Annotated in this window: 12 protein-coding genes, 1 other RNA gene and 1 pseudogene; 7 read left to right on the top strand and 7 right to left on the bottom strand. The window is 41.5% G+C overall.

Translation table 11 applies throughout. From position 1 onward, the window contains the following. Positions 1 to 31 precede the first annotated feature (31 nt). The 5 genes and pseudogenes from H8744_RS12885 to H8744_RS12900 all read right to left on the bottom strand — a co-directional run bounded on the left by H8744_RS12885 (position 32) and on the right by H8744_RS12900 (position 4,877). Entirely contained in the window at positions 32 to 2,110 is a 2,079-nt protein-coding gene (locus H8744_RS12885) for a glycoside hydrolase family protein (RefSeq protein WP_262435223.1), read from the bottom strand. Positions 2,111 to 2,964: 854 nt separating this feature from the next. Then, entirely contained in the window at positions 2,965 to 3,948 is a 984-nt protein-coding gene (locus H8744_RS12890) for a virulence RhuM family protein (protein WP_262435224.1), read from the bottom strand. Positions 3,949 to 4,022: 74 nt separating this feature from the next. Continuing rightward, positions 4,023 to 4,184: a hypothetical protein gene (locus tag H8744_RS12895; protein WP_262435225.1), complete on the bottom strand. Its 162-nt coding sequence runs from the start codon at positions 4,182 to 4,184 to the stop codon at positions 4,023 to 4,025. Between the two features lie 15 nt (positions 4,185 to 4,199). Continuing rightward, positions 4,200 to 4,405, bottom strand: a pseudogene (locus H8744_RS18915) (helix-turn-helix transcriptional regulator). 154 nt (positions 4,406 to 4,559) lie between these two features. Next, entirely contained in the window at positions 4,560 to 4,877 is a 318-nt protein-coding gene (locus tag H8744_RS12900; protein WP_262435226.1) for a hypothetical protein, read from the bottom strand. A 207-nt stretch (positions 4,878 to 5,084) separates the two neighbouring features. On the opposite strand from H8744_RS12900, the gene H8744_RS12905 reads away from it, so the two are divergent. Both H8744_RS12905 and H8744_RS12910 read left to right on the top strand, forming a co-directional pair. After that, complete coding sequence (locus H8744_RS12905) at positions 5,085 to 5,690, top strand: riboflavin synthase (protein WP_262435227.1); 606 nt, start codon at positions 5,085 to 5,087, stop codon at positions 5,688 to 5,690. Between the two features lie 5 nt (positions 5,691 to 5,695). After that, complete coding sequence (locus tag H8744_RS12910) at positions 5,696 to 6,232, top strand: nitroreductase family protein (RefSeq protein ID WP_262435228.1); 537 nt, start codon at positions 5,696 to 5,698, stop codon at positions 6,230 to 6,232. An 81-nt stretch (positions 6,233 to 6,313) separates the two neighbouring features. Here the strand turns inward: H8744_RS12910 and H8744_RS12915 are convergent, their stop codons facing one another. Then, positions 6,314 to 7,633 (bottom strand): YihY/virulence factor BrkB family protein, encoded by a 1,320-nt coding sequence (locus H8744_RS12915; RefSeq protein WP_262435229.1) that lies wholly within the window; start codon positions 7,631 to 7,633, stop codon positions 6,314 to 6,316. Positions 7,634 to 7,665: 32 nt separating this feature from the next. Beyond that, positions 7,666 to 8,039, bottom strand: an RNA gene (gene rnpB / locus H8744_RS12920) — RNase P RNA component class A. A 112-nt stretch (positions 8,040 to 8,151) separates the two neighbouring features. Here rnpB and H8744_RS12925 point away from each other — a divergent pair. The 5 genes from H8744_RS12925 to H8744_RS12945 all read left to right on the top strand — a co-directional run bounded on the left by H8744_RS12925 (position 8,152) and on the right by H8744_RS12945 (position 13,710). Next, positions 8,152 to 9,129, top strand: coding sequence for a C40 family peptidase (locus tag H8744_RS12925; protein ID WP_262435230.1), 978 nt, complete (start codon positions 8,152 to 8,154; stop codon positions 9,127 to 9,129). Positions 9,130 to 9,137: 8 nt separating this feature from the next. Further along, positions 9,138 to 10,295, top strand: coding sequence for a dipeptide epimerase (locus H8744_RS12930; RefSeq protein WP_262435231.1), 1,158 nt, complete (start codon positions 9,138 to 9,140; stop codon positions 10,293 to 10,295). Between the two features lie 235 nt (positions 10,296 to 10,530). Next, a complete protein-coding gene (locus H8744_RS12935; protein ID WP_262435232.1) occupies positions 10,531 to 12,069 on the top strand; it encodes a trypsin-like peptidase domain-containing protein in 1,539 nt (512 codons plus the stop codon). A 187-nt stretch (positions 12,070 to 12,256) separates the two neighbouring features. Next, positions 12,257 to 13,117, top strand: a complete 861-nt coding sequence (locus H8744_RS12940; RefSeq protein ID WP_002561589.1) for a sigma-70 family RNA polymerase sigma factor — start codon at positions 12,257 to 12,259, stop codon at positions 13,115 to 13,117. 191 nt (positions 13,118 to 13,308) lie between these two features. After that, positions 13,309 to 13,710: a hypothetical protein gene (locus H8744_RS12945; protein ID WP_262435233.1), complete on the top strand. Its 402-nt coding sequence runs from the start codon at positions 13,309 to 13,311 to the stop codon at positions 13,708 to 13,710. Positions 13,711 to 13,724: the final 14 nt, after the last annotated feature.

Here is a 13,724-nt window from a genome sequence, read left to right on the forward strand (position 1 = left end):
TTATTTAAGTTGAGTATTTGTGAAACTTGAATTAATTACGTAATGGAGCTATTTGAATGTTTTTAATGGTGACACCATTCATCCGGAATTGTAACTTGTCGACCGTGAGGTTCGGACGGTACGTTATAAGGGTGCGTTGTCCGCCTATTTCGGCATCGATCAGAGAACCACCGAATTTATTGCATCCGTTGACCAACATGCGGACAATGAAATGTTTGCTAGTGTCTATTCCGCCTTCTATGGCATAGTTGCCTGCCGCCTGGGGAGCGCCTCCCTCTTTCAACGTCTTTTCATCAAGAGCGTATCCATCGGTCGAGGCATTTCCGAATTGTGAACGTGCCTTATTCAGTTGCAGCTGCCATTCACATGCTTCCTTATCACCCTTTTCCGGTAAGAAGGAAACAGCCAGTCTTCCTTGTTCGGCTTGTTCCGGATACACTTCAAACGTCAACAGGAAGGAATTTCCGGGAGTTTCAAATGTGTTGGTCTGCGATAGTTCGGCAGTCAGCTGTGTGGCCGGTTCTGTTGCCGGAGTGATTTCTTCCATCCATTTCGTTCCGATACGTCCGTCCGGATATTGTATCAATTCGTGGATGACTAACGGACCACCCCAGTTCTGCATCTTTACCCATCCTGCCATCAGATAACGGTTTCCCGGAATCTCTGTGATTGCAGGGACGGAAAGGCCGTTATAGAAATCCGTTCCTTCGGCTACTATGTCCCGGTAGGCAGACTCCGGCTTGGCGGCTGGTTTCGACCAAAGTCGTGTGAATCCACCGATGATATAATCATAATCTCCCCAACGGAAAAAGAAAGTACAATCGCCACCCAGCGGGAATTTCTCATTCAGGCATTTCCAGCCACCGCTTACGGAGTCGGAAGCCCAAGTTCCCTGTGCGCCATAATTCGCGAGCATTTTCAGGTGTCCCTTCGGGTCAGTATAGATGGAAGGGTTTTCGCAAGGATGATAGAGTAAATGTGTTTTTTTGAAATTAGTAACTCCGTCCTCGCTTATAGAATAGGTGGAGCCGGCCGGTATGGAGTTGTGAATGGTGTCATAATTGAATGAACCGGTATGCCCGCTCTTTTCCAGATAATCCCATTGCATGGGTAGGGTTGTTTTTTCTTTCGGGTAGATGCGGGTGGTGTGCAGTCCATAGCTGATGCATAATTTGCCGTTGAAAAGGAAAGGAGTGCCCGTTCCGAATGTTTCCCACTGGTGTTCCAGAGGAGTTGCCGCTTCGTGTTCGGTCCATGTCTTAAAGTCGGTCGTTGAAAGATGTTCAAAGTAGTGACCGCCTCTTCCGAACTTGCTGGCATGTCCTCTGCGGTCGAATAAGTAGAATATGTGATAACGTCCTTCATGGAAGAAAGTGACTACATCACCTACCCAAGCATTGTGGTAAGGAGGTGTCCAGTATTGAATGTTGGAAGAAGTTTGTGGGGTAGGGGCTTCTATTCTTACGGGCTCGATGGCCGGTGAATAGAGCGTTGCGCTACTTAAGTAGTCGGGGTTCATATTCCATGATTTCATTCGGCTGGCTAATGGATAGCCTAATGCGAAATCGTTGTCGAACAGTTGGTTGTCCACATAGAGTGTCCATTGAATGCCCGAAAATTGCAGCGTAATATTATGTTCCCCTTCGGGATTATCCAATAGGGCGAGTGGAACACCGACCGTCATGTCTTGAAACTCGTCCGCGTTCAGAGGCGATTGTAAGGATAGGCTGGCTTCTAAAACCGGTACGGAACCGTCCGGCATGGGGTAAGCCGGATAATTTTGAATGCTCCGGTCTTCCGGATCTTGTTGCCGCAGGCGCACGCTTAATACTTGGGGAATCTCAAGTATGCATTGTTCCTGATCGACAGGCTTCAGATGGGCGGTAAAACGGATGGTAAATCCTTTGGTCAAATCGTCCGGTAATGATAAGTCATCCGTTGTAGCCGATTGGGATAGGGTGCCAAGCGGAACATTTGAAGTTGGAAAACTCCAAAAAGGGCTTAGTAATTCGACCTTGACAGGGTTGGATTGTGCGTCTTCCTTCTGGCAAGAGGTTAAACTTACTAGAGTGAAGGCTAACATGGATAGTAATAATCGCATTTTTCTCATTGTTCTATTATTTTAATGTGTCTATACTTTGATGCTTGTTTTACTGAATTAAATAGGTGCGCAAATATACTTAAATTTTCTTTTATGCAAATAAATATATTACATAAAATGAAAAATAATATTCATTTATGTAATATAGTACTGTGGATTATTCATGTAGATAATACGAGTCGGACATGGGGTTAAAATAAATACTTTGTAAACAAAATACCAATATATGTAATGTCCTGTATGAATATACCTTATGCGTCATAACATATATTCTTAGGGAGTAGGGGCCTATTTTTACTGATACTTCCTTTTGCCGTTTTTGGGGGATGGTGTTTTAAACTTACTATATAGATTGTGTTTGTGTAGTAGTAGGAGGAGGGGGTACCACCACCTATTACTACACAAACACATATTGCTATAGTAGGTTTATAACACTACTTTTGGTACAGGTTATAAAGCTCGTCCATCCTGTGAATTGGAAAATGGATGGGAACTACGGTATTTCTTATCGCAAATCCGTGTTCAAAAACAATAATTTCTTTAAGAGTGGCGTCTAAATAGAAGATTTTTCCGTAAGTTTGGAATGATCCCTTTATTCCTTTAAAATAAGGACATTGGGAAGACAACTCAATTTTGAGGTAACGATTTGAGAAATAATGCTTTTGTTTAATAGTATATCGCTATCTTTCAAAGATTTATCAATCCATTTTATGGTAATAGGTAATGGATTTGTAACGTGCTATCTTCTTCATCTTGCTTCAATTTGAAGTGGAATGATTAGTTGATGACAAAAGTAAGTAAAAATTCTGATTGTCCAATGTTACTTTGATGAAACAATTATGTCCATCCCCATACGACACACGTTATTTATTATCTTTCAACTTCTTGATTTCCTTATCAAAATCACTTTCCAATAAATCCATTTCACGTTTGCGATAGATAGCGAACTCTTTTTCAGCTTTTTCAATCGCTTGTTTGTGCGAAATGTTTCCCTTGCCAATCAAAACTTTCCGTTTATGAGCAATAATTTGATTATCTAAAGCCTCTATCCAGTCTTTCATCGTCATAGGATTCATTTCCAATGCTTGAAACTCTGCAAAATCCAAGAAACCAGAAACAAGCAGATTCAAACGTTGGAGTTCAATCTCAGACAAATAGTTCTTAGCTATTTTCACATCGTCTTTAGTAACATAGTTGCCTTTAAAATTTGTCATGCCTACAAATGGCTTTTCATTATCCACACGATTGTATATGATTTCGGCAGCAGTATTTTCGTGAACGGCATAATGCAACTTGTTTTGTACGGTGGCAAAAAACATTTTTGTCATCCCGTCTCGTGGATCATAGTCTGTCGCTGTTGCATATATATCCGTCACCTGTTGATAAAAGTTGCGTTCACTGCTACGAATATCTCTAATACGCTGTAATAGCTCCCGGAAATAACGATTTCCTCCTTGCTTCAGCCGTTCATCATCCATTGCAAATCCTTTCTGAATATATTCGTGAAGCCGTTGTGTAGCCCAGCGACGGAAACGAGTCGCTATCTGCGATTGGACACGATAGCCTAAGGCAATAATCATATCAAGATTATAGTGCATAACACTTCGTTGTACCTGTCGTGTTCCTTCTTGCCGAACTGTCAAGAATTCCTTTACGGTTCGATTTTGGTCTAACTCACCATCGTTTAATATATTATCTATATGCTGACTGATATTCTGTTTGGTTGTACAATATATATCCGCCAACTGATTTTGTGTCAGCCACAAATCTTCATCAGCAAAGCGTACCGATATGCGAGTTATTTCGTTATCGTCTTGGTAGAGTATTATTTTGTTTTCTACGTTCATAAGTCTATATTTCTTCTTTTATTTCTCGCCCCATTGTCACTGGAACAAATTGCCTTATTCGTTTTACTGGATAATTATAATCCAATATTAGTCGAAGAAATGTTTCTGCCTGTACTTTCTTCTTCAGGATTATTATAATTGCGTTCTTTCTTTTGAAATACATAAATAATCCGAGACATATCCTCACTGAAAGATATGAGATTTTGCTCTATTCCAATTTTTATATAGTCTTTCATATTTCCAACAGATGATTATTTTGTTGTAACAATTAAATTCCTCGCATCTACATCCAATACTCTCGCAATCTCTACAAGCATTTCTAATGATGGTTGAGAAGTATTAGAACACCAACGGGAAATGGTCGCTTCATTCTTGTGAAGTTGTTCTGCCAACCATTCCCGGTTCTGTTTTGTTCAACCAATACTACTTTTATTCTATTTATTCTTTCTGGCTCCATATCTGTACAATTCAAAGAATGGCAATAAATTGATGGTATATGCAAAGGTAGTGATAATTCTTAAAAGATAGGTATTGATTCAAGATAAATACTACACATAGTTTGGCTATTATGTATCTGTATCTGATTTGAACTCATTTTGGCTCTTACAGATTCACTTTTCAAGTTTGTCCGTAATAGCCTTGTCTTTAATGGACTTTGCCTTGCTGCCCAACTCTTTAGCAGCTTGTTCTTTCAATCGGGCTTGTTCTGCAAGAGCTGCTTGTTTTTTGATTACATTCTCATAGGTTTCCACATCTTGAAGCATTTGTTTAATCTTGGTGTTATAACGATTCAATTCTAAGATGTCTTCAAGTTCTTCAATCTGTTCAGATGAAGCTTCACCTTTCATCTTAATGTAGCGGTACTTCAAGTCGTTGTTGATACGGTTGTAATCGGGATATTTTGCAAAATACAGTGCAATAGCCAACATAACTATCATGATTTGCAAACCGTCCTCCTGCTATATTCTACTTTTCTTTGCTTTTTCAGCATTTTTCGGCTTGTCATCTTTGGCATCGTAACAATATTGATATTAAGTTATTTATCTTCATTTCTCCCGTTTTTCGAGGTTATTCCAGAGATTTTACGTAAGTTTGTCTCCCGATAAAAAGTTGCAAATAATTAAATTGTAAAACTTATGTTTTCCGGAATAGTAGAAGAATATGCCACCCTTGTGGCACTTGTGAAAGATCAGGAGAATATTCATTTCACTTTCAAGTGTTCATTTGTCAGTGAACTGAAAATAGATCAAAGCATTTCGCATAATGGGGTTTGTCTGACAGTGGTCAGCCTGACCGATGACACTTACACGGTGACCGCCATGAAAGAGACGTTGGAACGTTCTAACTTAGGTTTGCTGAAAGTGGGCGACAAAGTAAATGTGGAACGCAGCATGATGATGAACGGCCGTCTGGACGGACATATCGTGCAAGGGCATGTGGATCAGACCGCCACTTGCGTCGATATCAAAGATGCGGATGGCAGCTGGTATTTTACTTTTAAATATGCTTTTGATAAAGAGATGGCGAAACGTGGATACATAACGGTGGATAAAGGGTCAGTTACCGTAAATGGTGTCAGCTTGACCGTCTGTAACCCAACGGATGATACCTTCCAGGTAGCCATCATTCCGTATACATACGAACATACCAACTTTCATACCTTTGCGTTGGGAAGTGTAGTTAACATCGAATTCGATATTATCGGCAAATATATTAGCCGGATGATACCGTATAATTCATAATTTCCATGGACTTTTTGCAATTGGCAATGTCGCGGCAGAGTGATCGCACTTACGACAAAGAGCGTCCTGTCGAACCGGAAAAACTGGAACGGATATTGGAAACCGGACGTTTAGCTCCCTCTGCCTGCAACGCGCAACCGTGGAAAATGGTCGTAATTACCGATCAAGAATTGGCGCAGAAAGTAGGAAAGGCGGCTGCCGGCTTAGGCATGAATAAATTTGCCAAAGATGCACCGGTACATATTTTAGTAGTAGAAGAATCAGCGAATATAACTTCCTTGTTGGGAGGCAAACTGAAGAATAAACATTTCCCGTTGATTGACATTGGTATCCTGGCTGCGCATATTGTGCTTGCTGCCGAAAGCGAAGGACTAGGATCGTGCATTCTGGGTTGGCTCGATGAGAAAGAGATAAAAAGATTGACGGGCATCCCCGATTCTAAACGTCTGTTGTTGGACATCATCATAGGATATCCTGCTAAGGAGAAACGGAAAAAGATCCGTAAGGAAAAGAACAAAGTGATTTCCTACAATCAATACTGATGTTCTACGCTAAAAGCATGTTTGAATTTTCAATAAAAAAGAATCGATAAAAGCACAGGTGTTGCTACAGGATGCTTCCTGTTATAAGTCCTTTAGCAATACCTTGCTTGCTTTTTTGTAATATTCTTCCCTTGATTCGACCAGAATCCTCCATTCATCATTGAACTCTTCTTCTTTGTCGATCTTGAAATTCTCCGAACCGTACGTATCCAATCGTTCGAGCAACAGTGCTACATTCAGTTGGTTGATGTCGATAGACGGTTGATAAGCTATATCTTCACTTTTCTGATCGGTAACCACCTCATGGATGAGGTGAATTTCCTGAAGCTGGTATAGCACCTGGTTAGTCAGGCGGATCGGTATTTGATTTTCCGTGGATAGTTGTTCGGCAGTATAAGGTGCTTCATTATGCTCGAAGCGTTTGGCGATAAGAGACATGATGAGGATGGATATGAAGTCCCGGTAACGACGGCTTATATTTTGCGTGTCTTTGTCAAAGCTGAAATTCCTCAAGTTCTGTCCGGCATAAGTCAGTTCTGCTCCGAAGAGGCAAATCGTCCATGAAATCTGTAACCATAGCAAAAACATCGGTAGAGCGGCAAAACTACCATAGATGGCATTATAACGCGATACCCACATCTGGCTGCTGATGTAGAGGAATTGGAAAGCCTGGTAAGCCGTTCCCGCCAGAATTCCCGAAATGAGGGCGTGCTTGAATTTCACATTCGTATTGGGCATAAAGATATATAGCCCGGTAAACATGATCCACGTAAGCACATACGGGATCATCCGTATTAAGAATTTCATGATAGGAGCCAAAAGCACAAAATCCGCCATCTGTTTCAGCATGGTGCTGATGAAAATGGAGACACCGCTTGAAATGACGATCAATATCGGCATTAATAAAAGCATGGAAAAATAATCGGTTACTTTGCGATACATGCTCCGGGCTTTCTTTACTTGCCAGATCCGGTTGAAAGTGATCTCTATATTGTTGATCAGGTTAATCACGGTCCATAGTAGCATGACCAGACCGACACCGATAAAAATACCACCTTTCGTCTGCGATAGGTAAGAGTCTATGAATTGGAGGATTGTCTCGGATGTTGCCGTATTCCCACCGAATCCGCTTCGGAACTGGTTCTCCATCAATGTGGAAAAACCGAATCCCCGCGCGATGGCAAATACGATGGCAAGTATAGGGACGATGGCAAGCAGGGTGCTGTAAGTCAGTGCGGAAGCTTTGTTGACAATACGGTCTTTGGTGAAACGGTTGACGCAGAGATAAATGGTCTTGATGATGGTATATAGGGAAAATTTCGTGCGGGTCACTTCATCTTCCGTGATGCGCCAAATGTCATATGTAACGAATTTCCATATATTTGTTATTTTCTGCTTCATATAGGGGTCGATTACAAATTATGAATTATAAAAAAAGCAGTCGGCCTGTAAGCCGGGTTCTGTTACTTCATAGACAAATCTATAAAGTGCCTGTCATTTATCTGAGCGACATGTCACCATGCCACTTTAGCGGTCTACCCTCCGACATGGAGCGAGCAACTCTCATAACGCCGGTATACATGACCTTACAACTCCTAAGACGTACAGCCCGACATGTTGCCATGTGGCTGGTAGGCTCTTACCCTACCTTCTCACCCTTACCGGTTTTCAAATAAAAAAAACGGCGGTTATTCTCTTCTACGTTACTCTACCCTCACGGACAGCTTTCTGTTAGGAAGTAGGATGCTCTGTGTTGCCCGGACTTTCCTCCTGCACCCGAAGCGCACGCGACAGGCCGGCCAACTGCTTTAGGTGCGCAAAAGTACGTCTTTTATTTCTTTTAAGCTAAAAATTAAACACAAACTTCTTCTTTTTTGTTTGCGCAATCTTTATCTTTGCTATCCTAAAGACGTGATTTAATGAGAAAAAATATCTTTTTTATCTTTTTACTCTGGTTGGGAGTGTATGGGCTAAAAGCCCAGGAGATTCTGCCGATTTCTGCTGATTCGGCTTATGCAGTAATCAATGTTTCCGTATGTAACATGCGCGAAGAGGGAAAATTTACTTCCGGCATGAGTACGCAGGCTTTGTTGGGGATGCCCGTTAAAGTACTTCGGTTCACTGATTGGTACGAAATACAAACCCCGGATAATTACACGGGGTGGGTACACCGGATGGTGATTACCCCTATGCTAAAAGCCCGGTATGACGAATGGAACCGCACGGAGAAGATTGTGGTGACATCACATTATGGTTTCACTTATGAAAAACCGGATGAGGCTTCCCAGGTTGTCTCGGATGTAGTGGCGGGCAACCGTTTGAAGTGGGAGGGAACCAAGGGGCATTTTTATAAAGTCTCTTATCCTGATGGGAGAGAGGCTTATATCCCCAAATCCATTTCCAAGCCGGAAAAAGCATGGCGGGAGAAAAACAAGCAAGATGCGGAAAGCATCGTGCATACGGCTTTTACAATGATGGGAATCCCATATTTATGGGCAGGAACCTCGTCCAAAGGAGTGGATTGCAGCGGATTGGTACGGACGGTTCTTTTCATGCACGATATCATTATTCCACGGGATGCTTCACAACAGGCGTATATAGGTGAGCATATCGAGATTGCCCCCGATTTCAGTAATATAGAGCCGGGAGATCTTGTATTCTTTGGACGTAAAGCTACTGCGGAAAAAAAAGAGGGTATTTCCCATGTCGGGATATACATCGGAAACAAGAAATTCATTCATGCATTGGGCGACGTGCATATAAGCAGCTTTTATCCGGAAGATAAAGAGTACGATGCTTTTAATACAGGCCGGTTGCTTTTTGCCGTAAGGTTTTTGCCCTATATAAATAAAGAGAAAGATTTAAATACTACACTCACGAATCCGTATTATAATTAATCAGAATCATGCAAAACAGGAGAGAATTTCTCAAAACTGCCACATTGGCTGCCATCGGATCGGGGCTGACCGTAGGAAACGTATGGGCTGACAGGAAAACGCCCCCGACTGGTTTTTCAATCAATCGCCTCGGTAAAAGTCCAAAGATGAAGCTGAAATTTTTCCCCTATGAACTGAAGTTGAAGCATGTTTTCACTGTGGCCACTTATTCGCGTACCACTACTCCTGATGTCCAGTTAGAAATAGAATATGATGGAGTGACGGGTTACGGAGAAGCCTCCATGCCTCCTTATTTGGGGCAGACGGTGGAATCCGTGATGAGTTTTCTCCGGAAGGTGGATCTGGAACAATTTGATGATCCTTTCCGGTTGGAGGATATCCTTTCCTATATAGATGGTCTGAGCAAGGGGGATACGGCTGCAAAAGCTGCGATTGATATTGCGTTGCATGATTTGACCGGCAAACTTTTAGGAGCGCCTTGGTGTAAATTATGGGGTTTGAATAAAGAGAATGCTCCTTCTACCACTTTCACGATCGGGATAGACACTCCTGATAAGTTGCGCGAGAAAACAAAAGAGGTGGCTGGCATGTTTAATATACTAAAGGTCAAGCTGGGGCGTGATAATGACAAAGAAATGATTGAAACGATCCGGTCTGTCAGTAGTCTTCCCATAGCCATTGATGCAAATCAGGGTTGGAAGGATAAATATTATGCGCTCGATATGATTCATTGGTTGAAAGAAAAAGACATCGTGATGATTGAGCAACCGATGCCTAAAGAACAATTGGATGATATCGCCTGGGTGACACAGCAGAGTCCTTTGCCGGTATTTGCAGATGAGTCATTGCAGCGTTTGGGGGATGTAGCTGATCTGCACGGTGCTTTTACGGGCATTAATATCAAACTGATGAAGTGTACAGGTATGCGTGAAGCCTGGAAGATGGTGACATTGGCTCGTGCCTTGGGAATGAAAGTAATGGTGGGTTGCATGACGGAGACTTCTTGTGCTGTGTCGGCAGCGGCTCAATTTTCACCCGCGGTTGATTTTGCGGACTTGGACGGTAATCTGCTCATTTCCAATGACCGGTTTAAAGGTATGGAAGTTGTGAACGGAAAGATTACTTTGAATGATCTGCCGGGAATAGGTGTCAGTTTGCTGCCTTGAGATTCGACCTATATATTTTGCATATGATTCTGACATGTTAATATCCATGTCATGCAATGAATGTAAATTTGTCATGTTCTGCCGTTAACCCCTGTTAATCAGTGAATATTCTCTGTTAAAAGTGGACAAAAAAGAGTGACAAGTGGAATAAGTGAATGATTTTTGTCGTTATTTTAACGTCATAAAGTTAAAACAAAACGGAATATTAACAATTTAATGAATAATAAAGAATAGTATGAAACAGACAACAAAAAACATTCTTGGAGTGGGAGCTATCGTTTTGCTGAGTTCAGGTGTTGCAGGTTTGACTACCTACAAAATGATGCAATCGGGGGATGACAATAAGCAGACCTCGTTCAATGAGATGTTCCAACAAAACCCCAATGTAAAATTGGCTGCTTTTGATGCAATCAATGCGCAACCGGTGGATTTGACTCAGGCAGCAGAAAACTCGCTTCATGCTGTAGTCCATATAAAATCAACTCAAACATCGAAGACGCAGACTGTGCAGTCGCCTCCTGATATATTTGATTTCTTTTTTGGTGATGGACGCGGTGGCCAGCGTAGAGTGCAGACACCCGAACGTGTCGGATTCGGTTCAGGAGTGATCATTTCAAAAGATGGATATATTGTTACCAACAATCACGTGATCGACGGAGCGGATGAAATTGCCGTCAAATTGAATGATAACCGTGAATTTAAAGGCCGTGTCATCGGTACGGATCCTAGTACGGACTTGGCTTTGATCAAAATAGAATCTGATGATGATTTGCCGACTATTCCGGTAGGAAACTCCGATGCGTTGAAAGTAGGTGAGTGGGTTTTGGCAGTAGGTAATCCTTTTAATCTCAATTCTACTGTGACAGCAGGCATTGTAAGTGCAAAGGCACGTACATTAGGCGTTTACAACGGTGGTATCGAATCTTTTATTCAGACGGATGCAGCTATCAATCAAGGTAACAGTGGAGGTGCTTTGGTGAATGCAAAGGGAGAACTTGTCGGAATTAATTCCGTACTTTCTTCTCCGACAGGAGCATATGCCGGATATGGCTTTGCTATTCCGACTACGATCATGACCAAGGTAATTGCAGATTTGAAAGAATACGGTACGGTGCAGCGTGCGTTGTTAGGTATTGCAGGAGCGTCTCTCGGAACAAATATCATGGAAGATCAACAGCCGATTGATAAATCAGGTACGACTCTTCGTGATAAAGCCAAAGAGTTTGGTGTAGTCGATGGAGTGTGGGTACGTGAAATCGTAGACGGTGGTTCTGCTTCCGCTGCGGACATCAAAGTGGATGACGTGATTATAGGTATCGATGGTAAGAAGGTGCAGAATTTTGCTGACTTACAGGAAGCGCTTGCTAAACATCGTCCAGGTGATAAAGTATCGGTTAAACTGATTCGTGATAAGAAAGAAAAGAGTGTAGAGGTGACGTTGAAGAATGAACAAGGTACGACTAAAGTTGTAAAGAATGCCGGAATGGAAATTTTAGGTGCGGCTTTCAGAGAAGTGCCTGCTGATGTTAAGAAACAGTTGAATCTTGGATATGGTATAGAGGTAACGGGTGTAACGGGCGGCAAGATGAAAGATGCCGGTATCCGTAAGGGGTTCATTATCCTCAAAGCAAATGGCAAACAAGTTCAAAAAGTGAGTGATTTGGAAGAAGTATTCAAAGCTGCAACCAAATCTCCCGATCAGGTGCTGTTCCTCAGTGGTATGTTCCCTTCCGGTAAACGTGCAAACTATGCTGTCGATTTGACTCAGGAATGATAGATCATAGAGATAGGTAAGAAGATTGTAATATTAGCTAACGAACAAGAAAAAGGATGCCGACAAACAAACTAGTCGGCATTCTTTTTTGTTTGTATACTAATAATAATGGTGAAAAAGTTACGTTAAAATAGTAAGTTAACAAATTATTTGTTGTAACTTTGCACTCCAAATCTGTTTTATAAGAATGAGACAACTAAAGATTACCAAAAGTATCACTAACAGAGAGAGCGCTTCTCTTGATAAATATTTGCAGGAAATCGGTCGTGAAGACCTCATCACTGTAGAAGAAGAGGTAGAACTCGCTCAGCGTATTCGTAAGGGTGACCGTGTGGCGTTGGAAAAATTGACACGTGCCAATCTACGTTTCGTCGTATCTGTGGCCAAGCAGTACCAGAACCAAGGTTTGAGTTTGCCAGATTTAATAAACGAAGGCAATTTAGGACTGATCAAGGCTGCCGAAAAGTTTGATGAGACACGTGGATTCAAATTTATCAGTTACGCTGTATGGTGGATTCGTCAGTCTATTCTGCAAGCTTTGGCAGAGCAGTCACGTATCGTTCGCCTTCCTTTGAATCAGGTCGGCTCGCTGAATAAGATCAGTAAAGCTTTCTCCAAGTTCGAACAGGAAAACGAACGCCGTCCTTCTCCGGAAGAGTTGGCTGACGAGTTGGAAATTCCGGTTGATAAAATCTCCGATACGTTGAAAGTGTCCGGCCGTCATATATCGGTAGACGCACCTTTCGTTGAAGGAGAAGACAACAGCTTGCTGGATGTGCTGGTAAATGATGATTCGCCTATGGCGGACCGTTCTCTGGTTAATGAGTCTCTTGCTAGGGAAATTGATAGAGCTCTTTCTACGTTAACCGATAGGGAAAAAGAAATCATACAGATGTTTTTCGGTATCGGACAACAGGAAATGACATTAGAAGAAATCGGCGATAAGTTTGGCCTCACACGTGAGCGCGTTCGTCAGATTAAGGAAAAAGCAATCAGAAGATTAAGACAAAGTAATCGTAGTAAATTGCTCAAATCATACTTGGGATAAGTAAGAAATATCAATTTCTGAAAAAGAATAAAAGTCGTATAAGCTACATTGTTCCTGTGAAGGATGTACTTATGCGGCTTTTTTATAAAACCTTTCTCATGGATAATATGTGTGAAAATGCTATTTATTGAAGATAAATAGAGGATGTTTGCACTTTTTTCTTACCTTTGCCCTCATAAAAGTTACAGAATATGAAATACGTAAAGATACTATTTGCAATTACACTGGTATTTACCATGTGTTCCGCTTTTTCGTTTAAAAAGAATTCTCACAAGCCGGTATATGCTTTTGGCATTGCAGCGTCATTTACCGACACGATAGTCTATTATACTGATATCCAATTATTGGACAGCGTTCATCTCGATAAGAATGGGTTTCTTCCTAAACGCGAATTATATAGTAGCCAGTTGAAGAATTTCCTGGAATATGATATGAATCAACCTAATAAGACTTGCATGATCTATTTTTCTAACAATAAGAAAAAGATTGATAAAGAGATGCTTAAGACCTTGGATAAATATAAAAGGAATAAGTCGATCCGATTACAGAAAATCGATTCGGATAAATTCAGGTTTACGAAGCCGGAAGAATAATTCGGAATTAATAT

Source organism: Jilunia laotingensis (assembly GCF_014385165.1).
Classification (GTDB): domain Bacteria; phylum Bacteroidota; class Bacteroidia; order Bacteroidales; family Bacteroidaceae; genus Bacteroides; species Bacteroides laotingensis.

Excerpts from the sequence above, each read along its gene's own strand:
- H8744_RS12885 (WP_262435223.1), bottom strand. The coding sequence starts at position 2,110 with ATGAGAAAAATGCGATTATTACTATCCATGTTAGCCTTCACTCTAGTA.
- H8744_RS12890 (WP_262435224.1), bottom strand. The coding sequence starts at position 3,948 with ATGAACGTAGAAAACAAAATAATACTCTACCAAGACGATAACGAAATA.
- H8744_RS12935 (WP_262435232.1), top strand. The coding sequence starts at position 10,531 with ATGAAACAGACAACAAAAAACATTCTTGGAGTGGGAGCTATCGTTTTG.
- H8744_RS12895 (WP_262435225.1), bottom strand. The coding sequence starts at position 4,184 with ATGAAAGACTATATAAAAATTGGAATAGAGCAAAATCTCATATCTTTC.
- H8744_RS12910 (WP_262435228.1), top strand. The coding sequence starts at position 5,696 with ATGGACTTTTTGCAATTGGCAATGTCGCGGCAGAGTGATCGCACTTAC.
- H8744_RS12930 (WP_262435231.1), top strand. The coding sequence starts at position 9,138 with ATGCAAAACAGGAGAGAATTTCTCAAAACTGCCACATTGGCTGCCATC.
- H8744_RS12915 (WP_262435229.1), bottom strand. The coding sequence starts at position 7,633 with ATGAAGCAGAAAATAACAAATATATGGAAATTCGTTACATATGACATT.
- H8744_RS12940 (WP_002561589.1), top strand. The coding sequence starts at position 12,257 with ATGAGACAACTAAAGATTACCAAAAGTATCACTAACAGAGAGAGCGCT.
- H8744_RS12905 (WP_262435227.1), top strand. The coding sequence starts at position 5,085 with ATGTTTTCCGGAATAGTAGAAGAATATGCCACCCTTGTGGCACTTGTG.
- H8744_RS12900 (WP_262435226.1), bottom strand. The coding sequence starts at position 4,877 with ATGTTGGCTATTGCACTGTATTTTGCAAAATATCCCGATTACAACCGT.
- H8744_RS12945 (WP_262435233.1), top strand. The coding sequence starts at position 13,309 with ATGAAATACGTAAAGATACTATTTGCAATTACACTGGTATTTACCATG.
- H8744_RS12925 (WP_262435230.1), top strand. The coding sequence starts at position 8,152 with ATGAGAAAAAATATCTTTTTTATCTTTTTACTCTGGTTGGGAGTGTAT.